This is a genomic window from Sulfitobacter sp. M22 (assembly GCF_021736025.1).
GTDB lineage: Bacteria > Pseudomonadota > Alphaproteobacteria > Rhodobacterales > Rhodobacteraceae > Sulfitobacter > Sulfitobacter litoralis.
The window spans coordinates 2525426-2547356 of sequence record NZ_WMEC01000001.1 but is presented as its reverse complement, the minus strand read 5'-3'; the positions used below and the strand labels follow the sequence as shown (position 1 = coordinate 2547356).

The window sequence follows — 21931 nt, the reverse complement described above, 5'->3', positions numbered from 1 at the left end:
TTGTCTTACTGCTGCGGTCGTTGCCGCAGGGTACGAACGCGAGGTCTCCCCCGCGTTCGTAAATGGTCAAGAGTTTGGCTTATTCGATCCAGCCACGCTCTTTGTAGTACTTCGCCGCACCGTCGTGCAGAGGCGCAGACAGGCCGTCTTTGATCATCTCTTCTTCTTTGAGGTTCTCAAATGCGGGGTGCAGCTTTTTGAAGCGGTCAAAGTTGTCGAACACGGCTTTGACAACTTCGTACACGACTTCATCATCCACGTCGGCAGAAGTCACAAAAGTCGCTTTCACGCCGAATGTTTTCACATCCGCATCGGTGCCTTTGTACATGCCACCGGGGATGGTGGAGTAGGCGTAGAAGGGGTTATCGGCGACCAGCTTGTCGATCGCTTCGCCTTCTACCGGCACCAGTTTGGCGTCTACGGTGGATACGGCTTCCTGGATCGACCCGTTGGGGTGGCCCACGGTATAGATGATCGCGTCGACTTTGTTATCGCCCAAAGCCGCAGCCTGTTCGGCTGGCTTCAGCTCGGATGCGAGCGCGAAATCATCCAGGGTCCAGCCTTTGGCATCCAGAACGACTTCCATTGTGGCGCGCTGACCGGAACCGGGGTTGCCGATGTTGACACGTTTGCCTTTTAGGTCGTCAAAGCTTTCGATGCCGGAATCAGCACGCGCGATCACGTTAAAAGGCTCGGCGTGGACAGAGAATACCGCCCGCTCTTTGTCGAACTTATCGCCTTCGAACTGCGAAGACCCGTTGTAGGCGTGGAACTGCCAGTCGGACTGGGCAACACCCATGTCCATGTCACCCGCCTTGATGGCGTTGATGTTGGCGATGGAACCACCGGTGGACGGGGCGGTACATTTCAGGCCGGTCTTGGCGCTGTCACGGTTTACCAAGCGGCAGATCGACTGACCCACAACAAAGTATACCCCGGTCTGGCCGCCGGTCCCGATAGTGATGAATTTTTCCTGCGCGGTGGCTGCGGTACCCGCGACCAATGCAGAGGCGATGGCGATGGACTTGAAAATCGTCATTTGAAGTCTCCCAACTTAGTTGTCTGAACACACGTCATTGATGCGTATGCTCTCCGTGATGGTTGAAATGAGCGCAGATATTCCGAAGCATAACAAGCGGATTTATTCCGTTTCCTCCCCGAAAACATGCTCTGACCCTATATGTTTCGCGTGATGAAACTGTGTTTTATTTTCACTATGCGGTACAAAAAGGCCACCGTCATTTAACGGACGCAGGGCACAAATATCAATGCGATAGTCCTGTAATCAACTGATTTTTCATAGCTATTTCTAAACGCCCATTCCAATATGGGATAATGATAGCGCGGATTGACGAATTATCAAAACTGCGCGCCGGCAGTAGGGCCGAACATCCGACTGGGTTGCGCAGTACATTGAGGTTTATCGTGCTATATACCCTCCGAAAAAGGTGCATTTGACCTTCGCCATTCCAGCAGGAGCCTCCTCCCTATGAGAGCACTAAAGTCCCTCGGCCGCTTTGGCCCTTTTGCGCTCATCTCAGCGCTTTTCGTTCTGTTCGCGGCGCTTTCGACGCTGTGGTCGTGGTGGATGATCCTACCGGCAGTGATCTTGGGCACCCTCATGGCGATGGGGATTTACGATCTGATCCAAACCAAACATTCGATCCTGCGCAACTATCCTGTTCTGGGTCACATGCGGTTCTTCTTTGAAGGCATCCGCCCTGAGATCAGGCAGTACCTGATTGAATCCGATCAGGACGAAGAACCCTTCAGCCGCGATGACCGGTCGTTGGTCTACCAACGCGCCAAGGGCGTTGAAGATGCACGACCTTTCGGGACGCGGATGCGTGTCTATGATGCTGGATATTCATGGGTCACCCACTCGGTGCAGCCTGTGCATATCACCGATACAGATTTTCGCGTGACCATCGGCAACAAGGACTGCAAGCAACCCTACGATGCGTCGATCTATAACATCTCTGCCATGAGCTTTGGGTCGCTGTCGGCCAATGCGATCAGCGCACTGAACAAGGGTGCCAAGATGGGCCGGTTCGCCCATGACACCGGCGAAGGCGGGATCAGCCGGTATCACCGCGAGGGCGGCGGTGATCTGATCTACGAAATCGGGTCAGGCTATTTTGGCTGCCGCACAGAAGATGGGAAGTTTGACCCCGACAAGTTCAAGGAACAAGCCGCCAGCGACCAGATCAAGATGATCGAGCTCAAGCTTAGCCAAGGGGCCAAACCGGGCCACGGGGGGATGCTGCCCGCGTCAAAGATCAGCGCCGAGATCGCGGCGGCACGGGGCATCCCGATGGGGCATGACTGTATCTCGCCCGCAGCCCACTCTGCCTTTACCTCGCCTGTGCAGATGATGGAGTTTCTAGGCAAGCTGCGCGATCTGTCAGGCGGCAAACCCGTCGGGTTCAAGCTGTGCATCGGACACCAGCGCGAATTCATGTGTATGGTCAAGGCGATGCTGGAGACCGGGATCGTGCCCGACTTTATCGTCGTGGATGGCACCGAAGGCGGCACGGGCGCCGCCCCGCTAGAGTTCGCCAACCACGTCGGCATGCCGATGGTCGAGGGGCTGACCTTTGTGCACAACACTTTGCGCGGTGCCGGTATCCGCGATCAGGTGAAACTGGGGGCCGCGGGCAAAGTTGTGTCGGCCTTTGATATTGCGCGGGCGCTGGCCTTGGGCGCGGATTGGTGCAACTCGGCCCGTGGGTTCATGTTTGCGGTGGGCTGCATTCAAGCGCAGGCGTGCCATACCAATCAGTGCCCCGTTGGCGTCGCGACCCAAGATCCCACGCGGCAACGCGCGCTGGATGTGGACGACAAAAGCCAGCGTGTCGCGCGGTTTCACCACAATACGCTGATGGCCTTGGGCGAGATGGCCGGTGCCGCCGGCCTGGAAAGCCCCAGCAATTTCCTGCCCCGGCATATGATGATGCGGCAAAGCGATAACAGTATGGTGCAGGGAGATCAGGTCTATGGCTACCTGCCCGAAGGCTATTTGCTGGACGATCAATCACCCGATTATAACGGCAACAAAACCCGTTGGGCACGGGCGCAGGCCGACAGCTTTGTGCCGTTCGACTAGCCGCCGCCAAGATCAGAACCACAAAAGGCGCGCAGGTTTCCCGGCGCGCCTTTCAGTCAGTCTGGACAGTTTACTTTGCGTCTTCGGCAACCGCGGCAGCGACGGAGGCTTCGAATATCTCGAGCCCCTCTTCGATGATCGCATCGGACGCGGTCAGCGGCACCATCACACGCACAGCGTTGCCCTGCATGCCACAGCTTAGCAGCAACAGACCGCGCTTGAGCGCATGCGCAATGACGCGCTTGGTGAAATCACCGTCGGGTGTTGCGGTGTCAAAGTCGGTCACAAACTCGACTGCAACCATCGCACCCAAACCACGGATATCCCACATGCGGAACGGCGCGGAGCGTGCACCAATCTCGGCAAAGCGCGCCTTAAGGTGTTCGCCCATGTCCAGCGACCGCTGCAACAGGCCCTCTTCCTCGATCGCCTCAATCGCGGCAAGCGCTGCGGCACAGGCGACGGGGTTGCCGCCATAGGTGCCCCCCAGACCGCCAGGGATCATCGCGTCCATAACATCGGCGCGGCCAATAACACCGGCCAAAGGATAACCGCCCGCCATGGATTTCGCCACGGTGATCAGGTCAGGCACTACGCCGGAGTGTTCAATCGCGAACCATTTGCCAGTCCGGCCAAAGCCTGCCTGAACCTCGTCTGCAATTAGCATGATACCGTGCTGGTCACAGATCTCGCGGAGCTGGCGCATCATGTCGAAGGGCACAGGGGTATAGCCGCCCTCGCCCAGAACGGGTTCGATGATGATCGCGGCCACACGTTCGGGCTGCGCGTCGGTCAGGAACAGGTTTTTCAGGCCAGTGATCGCGTCCTCAACGGTGATCCCATCACGGGCCGAAGGGAAGGGCGCGCGGAAGATATCTGACGGGAAGGGACCAACGTCTTTTTTGTAAGGAGAGATTTTACCCGTCATCCCCAGCGTCAGCAGCGTGCGCCCGTGGTAGCCACCGGTAAAGGCAATCACACCGGGGCGGCCTGTCGCGGCGCGTGCAATTTTAACGGCGTTTTCCACCGCTTCGGCACCGGTTGTGACCAGCAGGGTTTTCTTGGGTGTATCCCCAGGGGCCAGCGCGTTCAGCTTTTCGGCCAGATCAATATAGGGCCCATAAGGCACGACCTGAAAGCTGGTGTGCGTGTACTGGTCTTCTTGCGCCTTTGCCGCGGCGATCACCTTGGGGTGGCGGTGGCCGGTGTTCAGCACACCAATGCCGCCGACGAAATCGATATAGCGGTTGCCCTCTACGTCCCAGAGCTCTGCGTTTTCGGCGTATTTCGCATAGATCGGCGCGGCAGACGCGACACCACGTGGGACGGCAAGGTCACGGCGTGCAATCAGCTGCGCGTTGGTTTCGACAGATACATTCGCATCAAGCATGTCGGGCACGACGCTGCTTTTTGCCGATTTCTTTGCAGCGGCATTGCGCGGCTGTTTTTTGACAGTGCTAGGCATATACAAATCCTCATTTTGAAACGCGACCTGCGTTTAAAATCCTATTATTGCGTTTAATTTAATTGTCAATATAGATCTATCCCAGCAAAATTTACTTGAAGTTACTGCGCTAAAATTTGCCTGTGATCGCACCATGATACGGGTTAGGAAGCTGAAAGAAATAATCCGGGGACCGGACGTGGATATAGGTCAAAGACTAAGATCGATTAGAGAAGACCGCGGCCTGTCTCAGCGCGAACTGGCGACCAAGGCGGGGCTGACCAACGGCACCATCTCCCTCATTGAAAAGAACAAGACGAGCCCGTCGGTTGCGTCTTTGAAGAGCTTGCTGGACGCGATCCCGATCAGCATGGCGGAATTCTTTTCGACGTTGGAAGACACCCAGACCCCCAAGGTGTTCTACCGCGAGAGCGAATTTACCAAAGTCTCACCGACCAGTGACGGACAGGTTTCGCTTCGGCAGCTCGGAAACGCTGAACAGCATTCCCTGCAGGTGCTACACGAAACCTATCCCCCCGGCGCAGATACAGGGCCCGAACTGTTGGTGCACGAAGGCGAAGAAGCCGGCGTTGTCATATCAGGAGAGATCGAGGTGACCGTAGATGGTGCTGTGGCTGTTCTGGCCGCTGGCGATGGCTACCTGTTCGACAGCCGATTGCCGCACCGTTTCAGAAACATCGGCGACGTCCTATGCATTGTTGTAAGTGCATGTACGCCGCCGAGTTTTTGAATTCGTTATATGTGGAAGTGCGGATACCCCGCACTATGCCTTTGATTATCGTTCGTCGTCGCGCCGGATAGGGCGATGCAAAGACGATCTTTGGCGCTTTTTCTCTTCGCTGCCGCGCTGCGTGGTCAGCGAAACGATAGCGATTGCAGCCAAAGCGAGAATCAAAAATGATGCGATAAACAAGTCTGTCGTCATTGATGCCTCCTGTACGCTTTGTGTGGCTCGTTCAGGAGAGTAACAGTCGGGGGATCACAAGGTTCCAGCCTTGGACCCCCCTAAATGCTGCACCGCAGAGCGTGGGCTATAATCCGCTGCGCCCAAGAATGTCGCCTGACATAGTCACCGAGAACCGCAATCGAGGTGAAATCGGCAAAAGGCCCATGAATCCCTACAGTTGCGTGAAAAGTGGACCTAGTGACAGGCCGCCGCGGGATTCATCCGCGACATAGCAAAAAAATTTCAATTATTTTCGCTTAGTCTACGGCAATTTAATAGTCGTAAACATCTTTCGCCTGCAGGGGCACGTGAAATTCAACCCGAAGAACATAAAGCCCGTCATCCTCGGTAATCTCCACCTGTCCGTTCAACTGCCGTGAAAACGCGTTGATCAAACGAGAGCCAAGCCCCGTGCCGTCTTCGACTTCGCCTTTGCCGACGGTATTCTTGACCAACAGCAGCGCCATTTCGGGTTGGGTATGCGACAGGCTCACTTCGATTTGACCCGCACCCGTCGCGTCGGCAGCGACATATTTCAGCGCATTTGTGATCGCCTCGGATACCAACAACGTCAAAGGAGCAGCGTCGTCGGGGTCCAACTGCACGGCTTCGTAATTCTGCATCACCTTCACGGCAGAGCCCGAAGGCAACCCAACACTAAGTAGTTGGTTCACAATTTCATGCATCAGCGCGCCCCCGTCGACGCGGGACAGGTTATCGTTTTGGTACAGGCTTTTGTGCACCGTCGCGAGGCTAAGGATCCGATCTTGAAGGCGCTGCAAGACACGCTTGGAATCCGGCGTGGTGGCCTGACGAATCTGCATATTCATGATCGACGAGATCAGCTGAAGATTGTTTTTCACCCGGTGGTGAACTTCTTTTAGAAGGATGTTCTTTTGGCGCAGGTTATCTTCTAGCGCGGCCTCATCCCGTAGGATAGATTCCGCCATGCCAACGAAAGCATGTTCCATATTGACGATTTCGGTTGGAACGACACCGCCGAGCGTCGTTCTCGGCAAGGTCCGGTTCAACGCAAAGTGGTGCATTTGCCGGCCAAGCTTGCGGATATGTTTGATGGCCAGGCGGTTCAGCGCCCAAAACGCGACGATAAGACTGGCAAGCCACATCGCAATCGGAAGCACAAAGCTCAACCGGGTCATCGCACCGGCCTTCAGCAGCGGGGAGTTTTTGGGCCAAACGCTCATGGCATACCCGACGCCAGACACGATCGGCAGCACCGCATATACGCGCTCCTCACCCTCTTGATTGGTTTCATGGAAGACGCGGCCAGATTTGCCCGCATACCATTTTAATGCCGCGAAAGACGGCAGTTCCTTTAGGGTCGTGTCGAGCGCGCCTTTTGACGTCAGAATATCGCCCTGCGCATTGAACGTCAGCATAGAGATCGGGCGCGCCGACTGCTCCGGTTCAGGAGCGTCGTCGAAACTTTTAAGCGGCACAGACAGGTTGATGAACCCGATTAACTCATCATCAACCTTAAGCGGATTTGTGACGATCATCACCGGCTCGGAGCTTTGCGCCGGATTGTCGGTGACATTCGCCATCCGGGTCTTGAATTGGGTCATCTTCTGAAAGACATCCCGGTCTGATACATTACCCGAGACGCCAGTAGAAACGCAGTCCATGTTCCCCTCCGGCGTGATGAAGCTCACGACGGTATAAAGTTCAGATAGCTCTTGGTATTCGCGCATGAAGGCGCTGCACGAGACATCGTCGGATTTTATTAGCTTGACCACCGACGCCAAAGCAGCAGCCGCACCAAAGGCTTCCCTGATCGTGCCATTTTCCAACGTCGAGGCCTGCTCTGTTATTGCAAGCAAAGAAAGCTCTGCGTTTTCAAGGCTCTGATCGGCGATCTCGCGTGTTTGAACGACAGCAATCAGACCAATTGGCAACAGTGCGAGCGATAGGAAAAGCAGCACGCGAAACGCGAGGCCACGAAAAATATTCGTTGATAGGAACCCCGAGGTCATGGTCAGAAGGAAGAAACTTTGGATGCAGAAATTACAGACATTGTCGCATCATCCGTCATTTCGAGGCTTTCATCGTCACGCAAGCCCATCAACTCAGCAAGGCGCGCACGTGCACGGTTGGTCCGGCTTTTGATTGTCCCTACTGCCACGCCACACATATCTGCAGCTTCTTCGTAAGAGAATCCGGATGCACCCACAAGCAACAAAGCTTCGCGTTGTTCGTCCTTCAATAGACCCAAAGCCTTGCGGAAGTCTGTCATTTGCATATGCCCATCGTGTGCCGGCTTTTCAGCCAGGCTTTCAGTGAACACACCATCGACGTCCGCGACTTCACGGTTGGCCTTACGACGCGACGAATAATACGTGTTGCGCAAAATTGTGAAGAGCCACGCACGCATGTTCGTGCCGACCTCGAATTTCTCGATATTTGTCCAGGCTTTGACCAAAGTGTCTTGAACCATGTCATCGGCGATCGCACCATTGCGGGTCAGGCTAATGGCAAAGGCGCGCATGGCTGGCAAATGCTCTACCAGTTGATCGCGCGGATCAGCGGCGCTCATCCCTTTTTACCAACAGTTTTATCCTGCTCTTTCAGCTGGTTGAGCAGGTCCTTGAATTTATCTGGAACGCCTTCTTCCATCGTTTCATCGTAAACGCGGCGAAGATTTTCATCGATAAAGCGCTCACGCTCGTCGTTTTGGCCTGATTGCATCAACAAGTTTCCTGCCTTCTCTAAATACTATATATATACATATGACATGGAACCAAACTTAACGTTAGGGGGTTTGGTTCCAGAAATATTTTAAAAGGACGACAATAAATGACGGATGTCACCGAAACACCAAGTGTCAGCGATGCGTTGGGTGAATGCCTTCCTTACCTGCGTCGCTACGCGCGCGCGCTTACCGGTAGCCAAAACAGCGGCGATGCTTTTGCAGCCGCGTCGCTCGAAGCGATCCTGACAGATCGGTCGGTTCTGGATGGTGTCGATACGCGTACAGGTGTTTTTCGGGTGTTATACGGCATTTGGGCCAGTGCCGGTGCACCTGTTGAAGAAGGCGAAAGCGGCCTCCGGGCCAAAGCGCAAAAACACCTCGCTAAGCTGACCAACCACAGCCGCGAAGCGTTGCTGCTTCACACGATTGAAGGGTTTTCTTTCAAAGAGGTCGGTCAAATCATCGGCGTTGAAGAAAGCGAAGCCAGCCAGCTGGTGCAGATTGCGCGCCGTGAGATGGCCGATAGTGTAACCGGTTCGGTCATGATCATCGAAGACGAGGCGATTATCGCGATGGATATCGAATCTATCGTTGCCGAGATGGGTCACCGGGTCACCGGTGTTGCACGCACACGCGAAGAGGCCGTAAAACTAGGCAAGGCTGACGTGCCGGACCTGATCCTCGCCGACATTCAATTGGCCGATAACTCCTCCGGTATCGATGCGGTCAACGACCTGCTGCGCGATCTGGGTAACCGTCCGGTTATCTTCATCACGGCCTTCCCCGAACGCCTGCTGACCGGTGACAAGCCCGAGCCCGCGTTCCTGATCTCTAAACCATATACTGTGGATCAGGTTGTTTCCGCGGTTTCGCAGGCGATGTTCTTCTCTTCGACAGAAACGCTGAACAGCTAAGCTCCGCCATGGGAACCAACAAAAGGCCACGGGTTCCACCGTGGCCTTTTTTTATGCGCGATGTGCCAAGTGAAACACATTGCGTCGGAACTTATACCCACAGGACGCGTTTGGTTGGTGAACACATGAATATTGGAGATCACCATGGCCAAGGACGTAACCACCACAAAAGCGCTGTCTGTCGATGACATTTCGGTCCAACTGAGCGTCCTAAAAGACGATATTGCGTCTCTGACAAGCACGATGGCCGATCTGACCAAAGCCAAAAGCGCCGAAGCCGCCTCGACGGCGAAGTCCACCGCTCAGGATATGGCAAACTCCGGACGCGATAAGGCGCTAGAAGCTCAGAAAACCGCCGAAGATTTTGTACGCACTCAGCCCACTGCCGCCTTAGGCATCGCTGCGGGTGTTGGGTTCATCGCCGGTCTGTTCGCGACCCGCCGCTAATGTTCGAATATGTGACAGATAGGGTTGCCCTCAAGGCGACCCGAACTGCGCAAACCGCAGCGATTGGTTTCGGCGCGATGCTTTGCCTGATTGTAGGTGGGGCATTTCTCGCAGTCGCCTTCTGGCTATTTCTGCTAACGTTTACTTCGGCCTTGGTGGCGTGCCTAATTCTGGGAAGTTTGTTCTTTGGGCTAGGTCTTGTTCTGATCGCTGCCCTGTCAATTCGCGCCCGTGCGATTCGGCGTCAAAAGCGCGAAGCGGCCTTGCGAGCGCAAGCAATGCAACAAGCCCAAGTGACTGGCGGCGTGGGCGGAATTGCTGCGATCATTATGGCTTTCGTCAACGGTCTGAACGCAGGGAAGCAAGCGCGTCACTAATGCCTTGCATCATGGTTTCATTGGTGAAAGGCCGGTCGACAACGGAATAGACATACTGTTCGGGAAGCGCCTGACCTTGGCCATATAAGACATAAGCCACGTTGGTCTTGGGTAGATCATAGGCAAAAAGCTCTGCCAGATCGTGTCTCGTTCCAGAAACAAGCGCAACCGCTTGGGCAGAACAACTGCGCAGATCTTCGACAAAAGCCGTCAGGCTTTCGGACACAAACAGGGCAGTGCAGCCGCATGCCTGTTCGAGGATATCGACCACATCGGCCCGAACAATCGGGTCTGTATCAAAGACGAAAAAAGGAATCACAACGCGCCTTTCTGTTGACGCAAGTGTAGCAAACTCTATCCGGCATCGCGTTAAACTATGACATACGAGTTAGGAATTTTTTAATGGGTATCGATTGTCGTTATTGTCCTCTGCACAAAAAGGACGCCTTTGTCACAATGACACGGGAAGAGCTCGAATTCATGAAGAAATTCAAGGTCGGCGAGCTGTCCGTTGATCCCGGCACCACGATCCTGATGCAAGGATCAAACTCCCCCCAACTCTATACTGTGCTTTCAGGCATGGGGATTCGCCATAGGTCGCTGGACAATGGTGAACGACAGGTCATAAATTTTGTTTTCCCCGGAGATTTCCTTGGGCTACAGGCCGGTATGCTAGGCGAAATGGGGCATAGCATTGATGCGCGCACCCATATGCGTATGTGTGTATTCAACCGATCCGACTTTTGGACCTTTTTCCGCAGCAACCCCAACCGTGCCTTTGACATCACGTGGCTCGCTGCAATCGAGGAACATTTTCTCGGCGAGACGCTGGCCACTGTCGGTCAACGCACTGCCTTGCAAGCCGTGTCATGGGCGATGCTCAAGTTCTTTGAACGCGGTATGGGGCTGGGTATGGTCACCAACAATACGATGACCCTTCCCTTTACGCAGCGTGATCTGGCGGACGCTTTGGGCCTGTCCCTGGTTCACACCAACAAAACCCTTGCAAAGCTGCGCGATCAGCAGCTTGCATCATGGTCCGATCAAGTGCTGCAGGTTAATGATCTGGATAAGCTCGCCGACGTTGCCGAGACGGAACGAAGCAAACCGACAAAACGCCCGTTGATGTAGCCGTTATTCCTCTGAAAAACCGACCAGATTATCCGCAACATACGCGCCCCGGTTCCCGCGCGGACGATCAGGCCCGATGGTGCTGTCAGGACGTGTGCGCAGTTCCACCTGTGCGTTCCACGAGGCCCCCATCAATACCAAAAAGCTGCTGATCCACAGCCAGACCAGCATGGCGATGACAGCCCCGATGGACCCGTAGACCTGATTGTAATTCCCGAAATTCGCCACGTAATAGCTAAAGGCGATCGACACGACGGCCCATGAAAATACCGCAAAGACGGCACCCCATGTAAGCCAGCCGATCCGCGCGGCACGACGGTTCGGACCAAATCGGTAAAGTACGCCCACACCGGCCAGCAGGACCGTGATTGCGATGCTCCACCGGATGACCTCTGCCACGAAATAACCGAACACGCCCATCGGGATAAACGACAGGACGATCGGCGCAATCACCACCGTCACAAGTGCGATCAATCCGACCAGCACCAAGGTTGCCGTCAGCGTAAGTGCGCGGAAATAATGTCGTGCGGCATTCCTGTTTCGCTCACTATAGACGCTGTTCAAACCGATCATCATCGCGCCAACGCCCGCTCGCGCCGACCACATCGCCACCAGAACAGAGACCGCACCCGCCCAGCCGAGCTTGCCAGTGCTGGTCGTCACCAAAGACACAACCTGATCGTTCAAAATATCATAGACATCATTCGGCAGCAGGCCACGCATGTCCTCAAGCTGGGCAATGACAACGACCGGGTCCGAGATCAGGCTAAGGATCGTGACCAACGCCGCAATCGCCGGAAACAACGACAGCATTGCATAAAATGCCACCCCCGCAGCGATCAGCGATACGTTTTTATCGGCGATATCAACCAGCGCAGCCTTCAACGCGTCCCAGTACAGCTTGAAGATGCCCACCGATTTTTCTGCCAAAAGCCCTGATCCTTGTCTTCTGCAGCCGCTACAGCTACCGCATCAATTATTCGCTACTTGTCTTCTTCTACCTCATCGCGCACTTGACCCCAAGCCACGAGCGTAAAGATGATCGTTCCTCCGACAATGTTGCCCGCAAGCACCGGTAGGAAAAACTCGAACACCGCTGCAAATACGCCAAGCTGACCGTTCAGGATCATCACCGCCATCTCAACCGATCCCGCAACAATATGCGCAAAATCCCCTGCCGCGATGAGCCATGTGAATACCAAGATCAGGAAAAAAGACGTCTCATCCGCCTGCGGCATCATCCAAACAATGAGCGCCACAATCACTCCCGCCGGTATTGCCCGCCAGAACCCCTGATAGGCCCCCATGCTGGTTGCGTGATGCGACAGGTCAAGTATCGCCGACAGCACGTCGGGCGAGATCGCTGGCGTCCATAGGAACAGCATCGCGGCGGCAAATGCGCCCACCACATTCGCTGCCAGTACGACCCCCCACAGTCGCAACATGCACATCAGCGAATGCCATGTCTTAGCCCGCATGATGGGCAAAACGGTCGTAATGGTATTTTCGGTAAACAACTGCATCCGGCCCATGATTACGGCCAGAAACCCCAGCGAATAGCCCAGATTTTCGATCAAAAACCGGTGCGGCGTATCGGGCAGATAGGTGCGAAACACCGCCTCGCCCAGAACCGACAGGCTGATCATGATACCAGCGGCGATGCCCGACCAGATCAAAGACCGCTTACTGCGCGCCAGCTCTTCCTCGCCCTCGCGGCGGATAACCTCGTAAATCAGCTTGGGCGACAGGGCCGTCGCTTCGCTCACAGATTTCTCTTCGGCCTGCGCGTCTTGCGATTTCTTGCGCGAAACCCTGCGTTGAATAAGAGGGGCCATGTTTGCGCTCCTGAAAAAGGCTAAGGAATAGGGCCGAGGCCTTAAAATACCATTGTTATCCAGCCTCAAACTAGCGCAGAAACTGCATAAGCACACAATTTAACGTAGCGGAGCGCTAGAATGTTCACCGATAACCCCAAAGTCATGACAGCAATCCGCGACAGCTTTGCCCATGTAGACAACTGCCCGTTTCAGGGTCCGCGCGTGTTTTTCGAAAACGCTGGCGGCGCGCTAACGCTGAAATCTGTCGTCGATACTTCTGCCAAATTCGCGGCGATCCCTGACAACCAAGGCCGCGATAATCCGGCATCCCATGCGCTGGTCGATGTTATCAAAAAGGCTCGCGCCGACATGGCGCTGTTCTTTAACGCCCCCGTCGGGCAGTTCTTTGTTGGCGAAAGCGGAACCGAGCTGTCGTTCCGTCTAATCCGCACCGCGGTCATGGGCAGCGCCCCCGGTGCCGTCATCGGGTCCACCGTCGAACACCCCGCTTCGCGCAGCGCCGCGCAACACTGGGCCGATGTGGCAGGCAAACCATATATCAGCGTGCCCCACGACAACGCGACAGGACAGGTCACGCCCGATGCTTATGCTGCCTTGATGACATCCGAGGTACGGGTCGCTACAATTTTGCACACCTCGCCAGTTACAGGAATTGCCAACGATGTGGCGGGCATCAGCGCCGCGATCCGCGCCGTCTCTCCCGACGCCTTTATCTTTGTTGATGGCATCCAGCACGCCAGCCACGGCCATATCGACATCGCCAGCTATGATATCGATGGATATGTCATCTCGCCGTACAAACTGTTCTCGCGCCACGGCTATGGCATCGCCTGGGCCTCTGATCGCCTTTCATCGCTGCCGATTGAAACACTGGCAAACGGTCCCGCTGGCAACTGGGAAATGGGCACCCGAGACACAGGAGCCTATGCGACATTTTCGGATGTGGTGCGTTATTTTGACTGGCTGGGGGCGCAAGTATCCGACGCCAGCGATCCGCGCGCACGTATCGAGGCCGCCGCGGCTGCAATTCACACGCATGAGCATCAGCTTACCAACGCGCTGATGTTCGGTACCGGCAACCTTGCGGGACTAGCTGATCTGGCGGGCGTCACCATCCTTGGCGGAACAGACAACCCCGACCGCGAGGGGTTGGTATCGTTCACCCTCGACACGCTGCCCGCTGCAGATATCGTGTCAAAGCTCAACGCCCAAGGCATCCGGACCCATGTGCGCAAGGCCGATCACTACTCCGGCAATATCCTTACGCCGCTGGGGCTGGATGCTGCGGTACGCGTTTCTCTGTGCCATTACAATTCGATGGACGAAGTCCGCGCCCTGCTCACCGCGATAAAAGACATCGCCGCATAAACGTCCGTTCGCGGCTTCATTTTGCAAAATAAACTCAAATCCGACGGGGCAACTTCAAACTTCGCTTGCCATATATGAACGCCCGTTCAAACATGGCACCATGACAAGCACACTCTCTACCGCAATTATCGCCAAGCGCGACGACCTGATCGCCCTGACCCAAGATTTGATCCGCATCCCGACGTTGAACCCGCCGGGGCAGGACTATCGGCTGATCTGCGAATACCTCGATACCCGCCTGCGCCAGCACGGGTTCGAGACGCAGCTGATCCGCGCGTTTGGCACCCCCGGCGACAGCGAAAAATACCCCCGCTGGAACATCATCGCCCGTCGCGAAGGGCGCAGGGCCGGCGAATGCGTGCATTTTAACAGCCATACCGACGTGGTCGAGGTGGGCGCAGGTTGGACGTTCGACCCATTCGGGGCGGAAATCTCGGATGGCAAGATATACGGGCGCGGCACCTGCGATATGAAGGGCGGGCTGGCGGCCTCAATCATCGCGGCGGAAGCCTTTATCGAACAACATCCCGACTTTAGCGGGTCCATCGAAATCTCTGGCACGGCGGATGAGGAATCCGGCGGCTATGGTGGCGTCGCCTATCTGGCAGAACACGGGCATTTCAACCCCGACCGCGTGCAACATGTGATCATCCCCGAACCGTTGCAAAAAGACCGTATCTGTCTGGGTCACCGCGGCGGCTGGTGGGCCGAGATCGAAACCAAGGGCGAAATCGCCCACGGCTCGATGCCGTTTCTAGGCGACTGCGCCGTGCGCCACATGGGCGCGGTGCTGTCCGAGTTCGAAAACAAGCTTTTCCCGGCCATGGCCGCCCGCCACACCGATATGCCCGTGGTCCCCGAAGGGGCGCGCAGTTCAACCATGAACATCAATTCGATACACGGTGGACAAAAGGAAAACGATGCGGACTTTGACGGGTTACCGGCGCATTGCGTCCCCGACAGCTGCCGCATTACCATCGACCGGCGGTTTCTGCTGGAAGAACCGCTGGATCAGGTGCGCGGCGAAGTGCGCGCGCTGCTGGAAGGGCTACGCGAAACACGGGTCGATTTTGACTATGAGCTGACAGAACTGAACTCTGTCCTGCCGTCGATGACCGACCGTGATGCCCCTGTCGTAAAGACCGTCGCCGACGCGATTGAAAATATCATGGGCAAAGCGCCCGAATACGTCGCGTCTCCGGGATCATATGACCAAAAACACATCGACCGTATTGGCAAGCTTAAGAACTGCATCGCCTATGGCCCGGGCCTGCTGGAGCTCGCGCATAAACCTGACGAATACATCGGAATCGACGATATGGTAGACAGTGCCTGCGTTATGGGTGCCGCGCTAGAGACGCTCCTGCTCCCGAAAGAATAGCGTCAGCCCGCGCCGTCACAGGTCGGAAAATGCGTGTGGCGCTGCGATAGCGAGCCCATCGACGATTGCAGTCATCGCGGCCCCCCGATGCACCTCCGCCTGGGGGAAGGCGTCGCGCATGGCGCGGTCGATGACCCCCATCAGACTAGACCCGCCAACAAAGATCAGTTTGGTCACGGCGTCGGTCTCTACCTCCGCCTGCGCCGCCAGATCGGTCGCCACCTGAGCAACCTCTGTCGACATCCCCGACAAGGTCGTAGCCATCATCGCTTGCGGCAACGGCACCGTCAGCCCGCGCTCGACGATCTTTAGGTCGATTTGTGGCGGGGCGCTGGCATCAGGGTCATTGGCGGCAATTTTTCCAGCCTCGACGGCAAAGGCCATGTCGTGGCCAAGCTCGTCTTCCAGGACACGGGCAAGGCGGTTCAACAGCTCGGGCTCTACCGCGTATTTCACCAGATCCTCAACGGCGCGGCGTTGTTCGCGGGTATAAAGGAACGGAATTTTCTGCCACGTCGCCAGATCGGCAAATACGGCATGCGGCGCCGCGTGGGTTTCATCACCGAACACATGCTTGATCTGGCTGCCCATCCCCAGATGCGGCATCACGTGCTGAAGGCTCAGTTCCCGATCAAAATCCGTACCGCCAATGCGAACGCCTTTGCTTGCGAGGATATGAATGCCGGCGTCACCTTCCTGCCGAAACAGGGTAAAGTCAGAGGTACCGCCGCCAATATCGACGATCAGCCCCAGATCGCCAGGCTCTAATACAGCGCGGTTGGCCAGTGCCGCGGCCTCTGGTTCGGGCATAAAACGGACGTCTTTGAAGCCGGCTTGGGTATAGCATTCGGTCAGATCCACCAACGCCTGCGCATCCCGCGCGGGATCGGCGCTATGGAACATCACGGGCCGCCCGGACAGCGCTCGATTAAACTGCTGGCCGGTGGCGCGCTCTGCTTTTGCTTTCAACTCCGCTAGAAAGCTCGCCACAATGGCGATGAAATCCATGCGCTTGCCCAACAAAACACGGCTTTCCCGCATCAACGGCGTGCCCAGCAGACTTTTGAGCGCGCGCATATACCGCCCGTCCTCGCCGCCGATCAACGCCTTTTGGGCACCGCGCCCATAAATGATGCGCTTTTCCTCATTATCGAAAAACAGCGCGGTCGGCAGCGTGTTCTGCCCAGCCTCGACGTTGATCAGGTGCGGCACGCCGTCTATCGCATAGCCGGCGGCAGAGTTCGACGTCCCGAAATCAATACCCAAAGTGGTAGATATCGTAGCCATGGTGCGCCCCTGCAAAACCTCAAAAAACGGCGCATAAACCGCAGACAGACAAGGCACAACCGATAATTGTCCAGCGAACCCGACGCTGGTCAAACCTGACAGAACTGGTTAACATTTTTTATTATTTCCAACAGGAGGGATATATGGCCCATCTTCGCAAACTTATCATAGGCACCTGCGCTGCCGCGCTGATGGCCAGTGGCGTCGCTGCGAAAAGCGATATCACCGTCGCGATGCAGCTTGAACCACCGCATCTGGACCCAACCAGCGCCGCGGCGGGGGCTATTGATTCTGTGCTTTATTCCAACGTTTTCGAAGGCTTAACGCGGTTCATGGGGGACGGATCAATCGTACCCGGACTTGCGCAATCTTGGGAAATCGCTGACGATGGCCTAACCTATACGTTCAAGTTGCAAAGCGGTGTGACCTTTCACGACGGCACGACGATGGACGCCGCCGACGTTAAATTTTCACTTGATCGGATCAATGCCGAAGACAGCGCAAATGCCCAAAAAGCGCTGTTCGCCGCGATTTCCGAGGTGACCATCGTTGACCCCTCCACCGTTGAAATCAAACTGTCCAAGCCGGATGGAAACCTGTTGTTCAACCTCGCATGGGGCGACGCGGTGATTGTGGCTCCCGAAAGCATCGACAACATCAAACAGCTGCCCATCGGGACCGGCGCGTTCAAATTCACCAGCTGGACCCAGGGCGACAATATCCGCATTGAAAAGAACCCTAATTATTGGGGGACACCGGCTGCGCTGGACATGGCCACGTTTAAATTCATCTCTGACCCGACGGCCGCATTCGCGTCGATGATGGCGGAAGATGTCGACGTTTTCGTCAGCTTCCCCGCCCCTGAAAACCTGCCGCAGTTCGAAGCGGACCCCCGGTTTCAAGTGCTTGTCGGATCATCCGAGGGCGAGACAATTCTGGCGATGAACAACAAGCAGCCTCCGTTTGATAATCCGAAGGTCCGCGAAGCGGTAGCGCACGCCATTGACCGACAAGCCATCATCGACGGGGCAATGTTCGGATATGGCACGCCCATCGGCACACATTTCGCGCCCCACAATCCAGCCTACATCGACCAAACCGCGCTGAGCATGTATGACGTCGACAGATCCAAAGCGCTACTGGCCGAAGCCGGCTTTGCCAATGGGTTTGAAACCACACTGGATCTGCCGCCCCCTTCGTATGCCCGTCGCGGCGGGGAAATCATCGCCGCGCAACTCGCCGAAGTCGGTATCACCGCCAAGATCAACAACGTAGAATGGGCCCAGTGGCTGGAAACAGTGTTCAAGGGCAAGAATTTTGGTCTGACCATCGTTAGCCACACCGAGCCGATGGACATCGGCGTCTATGCCAACCCCGACTACTACTTTCAGTACGACAATCCCGACTTCCAAACGTTAATGGCCAAGTTGAACACAACGACAGACCCCGACATGCGCAACGATGTCCTGGGCGAGGCACAAACCATGATCTCTCAGGATTACGTCAACGGGTTCCTCTTCCAGCTTGCTTCGCTCTCTGTCGCTAAGGCGGGACTAACCGGGCTTTGGCGCAACGCACCGACACAGGCTGTCGATCTGACCGGAGTTTCCTGGACGGACTGATGTAACAAGCATGCTGCTTTAGAGGGCATTGGGCGCAGCATGCAGAGCCCAATGCCCTCGATCGTATGAACAAGGTCATCTATTCCCCACCTGTGAAGTATCATTTCCGCGCGAGGGCAACGCCCTAACCTTAGCCGCGACCCGCGCCGGATATGGCTGCCCCAGGACTTCCTCTGTCGGGCCGAACCGTTTCATGCGCCCGTCAGATAGGATTAATACCTTATTCAAAGCCGAAATTGCGCAAGGCTGACGCGCTGTAATCACCACCGTGCAGTTTCTGTTCCGCATATGGCGTGTGACGTCGTGCACGATTTCTTCGACATCAGGGCAGCGGCAAAGGGATCGGCGAGGATCATCCATCACGATGAGCGCAGGGTCGAAAACTAAGGTTCGTGCCAAGCCGATTTTCTGCAGCTGTGCTTGGCTCAGAACCGATTGCTCCCCCCTCCCTAAAAATGTCGAATAGCCGTCGGGGAGCGCCATAATCTCATCATGCACCCGAGCAAGCTTGGCCGCGTTGATAGCCTGCGTATCTGTGGCTTCGGCGCGGAACCTCGAGATGTTGTCAAAGATCGTAGCCGGCAAAAGCTCCACCACCTCAGGCAGATAGCCGATGGCAGGACCGATCTGGGAAGACGGCCAGAGACTTAGTTTGACTGCATCAAAACGGACCTCACCGGAGGTCGGCGGCGAGATACCTACTAAGAGCTTTGCCAACGCGCTTTTCCCTGCGTCGAGACCCCCTAGAATACACAGGCCATCTCCTGGCTGCAGGTCGAACGTGATGTCCTGTAGGCTATATTGTGAACCGTCCCCCCGCGGAGGGGCTGGTGTCTGAGAAACAGATGAAACCGATATGCGCCCTGTCGGCGCGGGGAGCTCAACCGCTTCGAGCGTCGGCGCATAGTGTTCAAAATAGGTATGTAGCTGTCGATGTGCGGCCCAACCGCCAGCGATTAGCCGCCAGCCACCGGTGATTTGGTCAATGGGTGCCAGTACGCGCCCTGCCAAGATGGATGCCGCCATAATCATCCCAGCGGAAATTTTTCCCTGAATAACAAGAACAGCACCCACCGTCAGGATCGCCGATTGCAACATCAGTCGAAATGTTTTGCTAAAGGCTGCCAGCGCTTCAGGGGCAAAATGCAACCGTTGGTGCCAAACCAGGCTACTGCGCTGCAATCCTAGCCAATATGCCGCAAGATCATCCTCCATACGCATGGCGCGCAATGGCTCGGTCAGTCGGCGGCTTTGATATGACATATCAGTGAGAATAGTGTCTTGAGCGACAGAGGCGATACCTGTTCTACGCGTCAACCAGCGGCCGAACACCACCATGCCACAGGCCAGCGCAGCCGCTGCGAGAACCATTGTCCCCAGCCATGGATGAATGAGATACAGCGCCACCAGGAATATCGGTACAAACGGCATATCACACACGCACACGAATGCAGGGCTGGACAACAATCGCCTAAGGTGAACCAGCTGCTGCAGAGGCGACAGCTCCCCTCCTCCCTGCGCGCGGCTATGCTCTTGAACGCTGATCCAATCACCAAAGCACGCCGCCCCAAGCGCAAGGTCCATGCGCACTGAAATGCGCGCCAAAAGCCGTTGCCTTGTGAGATCGAATAGGCCCAGAAAACAGTATAGAAGCAGCACAATCCCGAATAATCCAAGCAGGGTCACAATAGATCCGCTCGGCAAGACACGGTCGTATATCTGGATCATATAGATTGACCCAGTCAGCATCAAAAGATTTACTATCCCACTTATCGCGACGAGCAGCACTATCCCACCTGATTGAGCCTTTAACGCGATGCCATAGAGATTTAGCGTGGGCACGTTACCTATAATCCCAAATACAATTCGATCATTTTGGCCGGCAATTCCTCGCGACCCTGTATCTGAGTTAAAGGAATTTCCTTACTAGACTGCAAAATTTGGCGTCGGCTAAACGTCTTGATAGGTCAAATTGGATATTATTCGTGCGGCGAACTCGGTGTTTCGTCCAACATCCAAAGCCCCGCTCCGAATACGAAAAAGACGAACCCGTAGATGGCACCCCAAATATGTACCGTGGACAGCGATAGGCTTAGTCCGACGAAGCATAAAACCCAGCCACGTCGCATCTGTCGTAATGTAGGGTCTTCCTGGAAATTTATGCGGCCAACTCGCCAAAGTGCGAGTCCATAACCGACGGTCAGAAAAGCAAACGCGGGCAGCCCAAAACGCATTGCGATAAAAAGCCAAAAATTGTCGATACTTGTCGTGTGCATCCAGATCGGCTTAAGCCAATCATGCAGCCCAATCCCTGTCACCGGCGCACTCCAGATATTAACCATGCCCCATTGAAATATCGCCGATCTCCAATAGGCACTTTGAGCCGAAAATGTGGCGTAGCTCATGAAAACTTGGATTGGGGCGCGGTCAGAGATTAGATCAACGAGAATGTAGAGGGCCGCCACACCAACTGAGAGAACAATCCACTTTTGCGCGAGTCTTCGACACAAGAAGCCCCATAGTATCAGACCTATCTGGACGAGAGCGGCGAGTAGTGCACCGCTGGAAAGGGACAGGAAACAACTGGCACAAATCACCGCCAGTATCATTAGCCGCAATCCAAAACTGTGCTGCCGCGCCAAGCCGACAAAATAGAGCGACGTGGCAATAGTGCAAAATAAGCCCCAGTGAATGGGATGTTCGAAAGCGAGCTGAACGCGCTCCAGTCCCATCCGGCGATCGATCGAAAGGTCAGGCGGCGTAGACAGACCTGTCATTTGCCAAAGCTGGATCGGAACCGACGTGCCGTTTTGGGCTTCGATCACAGCGAGGGGAAAGCAGAGCACAATCAACGTCGTCAGAATTTTTATTAAGGCAGCAAAACTATGCCTGTCTCGGACATAGGCGCGTCCAATCAAGTAGCCCCCTAGGAACTCAACTCCAACGGACCCCGCGTTTTCCGTCGCTTGCTCGGGATTGTTAATCATTAAGGAGAGCCCAACCCACAAAAAATGTAGCAGGAACAAAATATCCGTTAGTTGGATGCGCCCGAAATGCCCACAAAACAAACGCACAGCAAGCGGTACGATGACGCAAGCCAGAAGGATCCTAGTGCCAGTCAGATAGACCGACCCGATGCTAAAGCCCGCCGGCAACAGCAACAAAAGCATATAGATAAGCACTACCATCGAGACAGGCGTGCTTCGGCCCATCAGGCGTCGCTTTGCCACGCAGCACCGTACTGGCATGTATTGGTATTTTAAATCCAAATCATAGTTGCCCTCTCAAAAGCTGCATCGGCGACTAGAACAACCCTGCGGGCTAAACATTAATATTACG

General features: G+C 55.6%; 21 protein-coding genes. 9 read left to right on the top strand and 12 right to left on the bottom strand.

What is annotated here, in order from left to right; translation table 11 throughout:
* Window positions 1-79: 79 nt before the first annotated feature.
* The gene (locus tag GLP52_RS12540) at window positions 80-1039 is read right to left on the bottom strand and encodes a TAXI family TRAP transporter solute-binding subunit (protein ID WP_093732128.1); all 960 of its coding nucleotides are present in this window, start codon (window positions 1037-1039) and stop codon (window positions 80-82) included.
* A 450-nt stretch (window positions 1040-1489) separates the two neighbouring features.
* Here GLP52_RS12540 and GLP52_RS12535 point away from each other — a divergent pair, with 450 nt between their 5' ends.
* Complete coding sequence (locus GLP52_RS12535; RefSeq protein WP_237272566.1) at window positions 1490-3106, top strand: FMN-binding glutamate synthase family protein; 1617 nt, start codon at window positions 1490-1492, stop codon at window positions 3104-3106.
* A 70-nt stretch (window positions 3107-3176) separates the two neighbouring features.
* Here GLP52_RS12535 and gabT read toward each other — a convergent pair whose 3' ends face one another.
* Window positions 3177-4496 (bottom strand): 4-aminobutyrate--2-oxoglutarate transaminase, encoded by a 1320-nt coding sequence (gene gabT, locus GLP52_RS12530; RefSeq protein WP_093732153.1) that lies wholly within the window; start codon window positions 4494-4496, stop codon window positions 3177-3179.
* A 253-nt stretch (window positions 4497-4749) separates the two neighbouring features.
* Between gabT and GLP52_RS12525 the strand changes: the two genes are divergently transcribed.
* Complete coding sequence (locus GLP52_RS12525) at window positions 4750-5301, top strand: cupin domain-containing protein (protein ID WP_093732130.1); 552 nt, start codon at window positions 4750-4752, stop codon at window positions 5299-5301.
* Window positions 5302-5346: 45 nt separating this feature from the next.
* Here GLP52_RS12525 and GLP52_RS12520 read toward each other — a convergent pair whose 3' ends face one another.
* The 4 genes from GLP52_RS12520 to GLP52_RS12505 all read right to left on the bottom strand — a co-directional run bounded on the left by GLP52_RS12520 (window position 5347) and on the right by GLP52_RS12505 (window position 8223).
* Window positions 5347-5496 carry a hypothetical protein gene (locus GLP52_RS12520; protein WP_167354505.1) on the bottom strand — a complete coding sequence of 50 codons (150 nt, stop codon included), beginning with the start codon at window positions 5494-5496 and terminating at the stop codon, window positions 5347-5349.
* A 293-nt stretch (window positions 5497-5789) separates the two neighbouring features.
* Window positions 5790-7433: a sensor histidine kinase gene (locus tag GLP52_RS12515; RefSeq protein ID WP_237273563.1), complete on the bottom strand. Its 1644-nt coding sequence runs from the start codon at window positions 7431-7433 to the stop codon at window positions 5790-5792.
* Between the two features lie 80 nt (window positions 7434-7513).
* Window positions 7514-8071, bottom strand: coding sequence for an RNA polymerase sigma factor (locus tag GLP52_RS12510; RefSeq protein WP_093732132.1), 558 nt, complete (start codon window positions 8069-8071; stop codon window positions 7514-7516).
* Window positions 8068-8223: a NepR family anti-sigma factor gene (locus GLP52_RS12505; protein ID WP_093732133.1), complete on the bottom strand. Its 156-nt coding sequence runs from the start codon at window positions 8221-8223 to the stop codon at window positions 8068-8070. Before GLP52_RS12505 ends, GLP52_RS12510 begins: the two co-directional genes overlap by 4 nt.
* A 108-nt stretch (window positions 8224-8331) precedes the next feature.
* On the opposite strand from GLP52_RS12505, the gene GLP52_RS12500 reads away from it, so the two are divergent.
* The 3 genes from GLP52_RS12500 (at window position 8332) to GLP52_RS12490 (ending at window position 9965) form a co-directional block, all read left to right on the top strand.
* A complete protein-coding gene (locus GLP52_RS12500; RefSeq protein WP_093732134.1) occupies window positions 8332-9141 on the top strand; it encodes a response regulator in 810 nt (269 codons plus the stop codon).
* 144 nt (window positions 9142-9285) lie between these two features.
* The gene (locus tag GLP52_RS12495; RefSeq protein WP_237272564.1) at window positions 9286-9588 is read left to right on the top strand and encodes a DUF883 family protein; all 303 of its coding nucleotides are present in this window, start codon (window positions 9286-9288) and stop codon (window positions 9586-9588) included.
* Window positions 9588-9965 (top strand): hypothetical protein, encoded by a 378-nt coding sequence (locus GLP52_RS12490; RefSeq protein WP_237272563.1) that lies wholly within the window; start codon window positions 9588-9590, stop codon window positions 9963-9965. Before GLP52_RS12495 ends, GLP52_RS12490 begins: the two co-directional genes overlap by 1 nt.
* Here GLP52_RS12490 and GLP52_RS12485 read toward each other — a convergent pair.
* Window positions 9928-10284, bottom strand: a complete 357-nt coding sequence (locus tag GLP52_RS12485; protein WP_093732137.1) for a hypothetical protein — start codon at window positions 10282-10284, stop codon at window positions 9928-9930. The two genes, GLP52_RS12490 and GLP52_RS12485, sit on opposite strands and share 38 nt — an antisense overlap.
* An 83-nt stretch (window positions 10285-10367) precedes the next feature.
* On the opposite strand from GLP52_RS12485, the gene GLP52_RS12480 reads away from it, so the two are divergent.
* The gene (locus GLP52_RS12480) at window positions 10368-11096 is read left to right on the top strand and encodes a Crp/Fnr family transcriptional regulator (protein ID WP_093732138.1); all 729 of its coding nucleotides are present in this window, start codon (window positions 10368-10370) and stop codon (window positions 11094-11096) included.
* A gap of 3 nt (window positions 11097-11099) precedes the next feature.
* On the opposite strand, the gene GLP52_RS12475 is transcribed toward GLP52_RS12480, so the two are convergent.
* Together GLP52_RS12475 and GLP52_RS12470 are read right to left on the bottom strand one after the other, a co-directional pair.
* Entirely contained in the window at window positions 11100-12026 is a 927-nt protein-coding gene (locus tag GLP52_RS12475) for a YihY/virulence factor BrkB family protein (RefSeq protein WP_237272562.1), read from the bottom strand.
* A 53-nt stretch (window positions 12027-12079) separates the two neighbouring features.
* Window positions 12080-12931 (bottom strand): formate/nitrite transporter family protein, encoded by an 852-nt coding sequence (locus GLP52_RS12470; protein ID WP_093732139.1) that lies wholly within the window; start codon window positions 12929-12931, stop codon window positions 12080-12082.
* Window positions 12932-13051: 120 nt separating this feature from the next.
* Here GLP52_RS12470 and GLP52_RS12465 point away from each other — a divergent pair, with 120 nt between their 5' ends.
* Window positions 13052-14302 carry an aminotransferase class V-fold PLP-dependent enzyme gene (locus GLP52_RS12465; protein WP_237272561.1) on the top strand — a complete coding sequence of 417 codons (1251 nt, stop codon included), beginning with the start codon at window positions 13052-13054 and terminating at the stop codon, window positions 14300-14302.
* 100 nt (window positions 14303-14402) lie between these two features.
* Window positions 14403-15683 carry an acetylornithine deacetylase/succinyl-diaminopimelate desuccinylase family protein gene (locus GLP52_RS12460; RefSeq protein ID WP_237272560.1) on the top strand — a complete coding sequence of 427 codons (1281 nt, stop codon included), beginning with the start codon at window positions 14403-14405 and terminating at the stop codon, window positions 15681-15683.
* Between the two features lie 15 nt (window positions 15684-15698).
* Here the strand turns inward: GLP52_RS12460 and GLP52_RS12455 are convergent, their stop codons facing one another.
* On the bottom strand, window positions 15699-16970 hold the full coding sequence (locus GLP52_RS12455; protein WP_237272559.1) for an Hsp70 family protein: 1272 nt from the start codon (window positions 16968-16970) through the stop codon (window positions 15699-15701).
* Window positions 16971-17113: 143 nt separating this feature from the next.
* Here GLP52_RS12455 and GLP52_RS12450 point away from each other — a divergent pair, with 143 nt between their 5' ends.
* Complete coding sequence (locus GLP52_RS12450; RefSeq protein ID WP_237272558.1) at window positions 17114-18592, top strand: ABC transporter substrate-binding protein; 1479 nt, start codon at window positions 17114-17116, stop codon at window positions 18590-18592.
* A 75-nt stretch (window positions 18593-18667) separates the two neighbouring features.
* Here the strand turns inward: GLP52_RS12450 and GLP52_RS12445 are convergent, their stop codons facing one another.
* Complete coding sequence (locus GLP52_RS12445) at window positions 18668-20434, bottom strand: type I secretion system permease/ATPase (protein ID WP_237272557.1); 1767 nt, start codon at window positions 20432-20434, stop codon at window positions 18668-18670.
* Between the two features lie 137 nt (window positions 20435-20571).
* The gene (locus tag GLP52_RS12440; protein WP_237273562.1) at window positions 20572-21780 is read right to left on the bottom strand and encodes an O-antigen ligase family protein; all 1209 of its coding nucleotides are present in this window, start codon (window positions 21778-21780) and stop codon (window positions 20572-20574) included.
* Window positions 21781-21931 lie beyond the last annotated feature (151 nt).

What these genes read in the sequence shown, in the direction of transcription:
- GLP52_RS12460 (WP_237272560.1), top strand. Translation starts at nt 14,403, where the DNA reads ATGACAAGCACACTCTCTACCGCAATTATCGCCAAGCGCGACGACCTG.
- GLP52_RS12510 (WP_093732132.1), bottom strand. Translation starts at nt 8,071, where the DNA reads ATGAGCGCCGCTGATCCGCGCGATCAACTGGTAGAGCATTTGCCAGCC.
- GLP52_RS12535 (WP_237272566.1), top strand. Translation starts at nt 1,490, where the DNA reads ATGAGAGCACTAAAGTCCCTCGGCCGCTTTGGCCCTTTTGCGCTCATC.
- GLP52_RS12500 (WP_093732134.1), top strand. Translation starts at nt 8,332, where the DNA reads ATGACGGATGTCACCGAAACACCAAGTGTCAGCGATGCGTTGGGTGAA.
- GLP52_RS12470 (WP_093732139.1), bottom strand. Translation starts at nt 12,931, where the DNA reads ATGGCCCCTCTTATTCAACGCAGGGTTTCGCGCAAGAAATCGCAAGAC.
- GLP52_RS12490 (WP_237272563.1), top strand. Translation starts at nt 9,588, where the DNA reads ATGTTCGAATATGTGACAGATAGGGTTGCCCTCAAGGCGACCCGAACT.
- GLP52_RS12520 (WP_167354505.1), bottom strand. Translation starts at nt 5,496, where the DNA reads ATGACGACAGACTTGTTTATCGCATCATTTTTGATTCTCGCTTTGGCT.
- GLP52_RS12450 (WP_237272558.1), top strand. Translation starts at nt 17,114, where the DNA reads ATGGCCCATCTTCGCAAACTTATCATAGGCACCTGCGCTGCCGCGCTG.
- GLP52_RS12465 (WP_237272561.1), top strand. Translation starts at nt 13,052, where the DNA reads ATGTTCACCGATAACCCCAAAGTCATGACAGCAATCCGCGACAGCTTT.
- GLP52_RS12495 (WP_237272564.1), top strand. Translation starts at nt 9,286, where the DNA reads ATGGCCAAGGACGTAACCACCACAAAAGCGCTGTCTGTCGATGACATT.
- GLP52_RS12505 (WP_093732133.1), bottom strand. Translation starts at nt 8,223, where the DNA reads ATGCAATCAGGCCAAAACGACGAGCGTGAGCGCTTTATCGATGAAAAT.
- gabT (WP_093732153.1), bottom strand. Translation starts at nt 4,496, where the DNA reads ATGCTTGATGCGAATGTATCTGTCGAAACCAACGCGCAGCTGATTGCA.
- GLP52_RS12440 (WP_237273562.1), bottom strand. Translation starts at nt 21,780, where the DNA reads ATGGTAGTGCTTATCTATATGCTTTTGTTGCTGTTGCCGGCGGGCTTT.
- GLP52_RS12455 (WP_237272559.1), bottom strand. Translation starts at nt 16,970, where the DNA reads ATGGCTACGATATCTACCACTTTGGGTATTGATTTCGGGACGTCGAAC.
- GLP52_RS12540 (WP_093732128.1), bottom strand. Translation starts at nt 1,039, where the DNA reads ATGACGATTTTCAAGTCCATCGCCATCGCCTCTGCATTGGTCGCGGGT.
- GLP52_RS12480 (WP_093732138.1), top strand. Translation starts at nt 10,368, where the DNA reads ATGGGTATCGATTGTCGTTATTGTCCTCTGCACAAAAAGGACGCCTTT.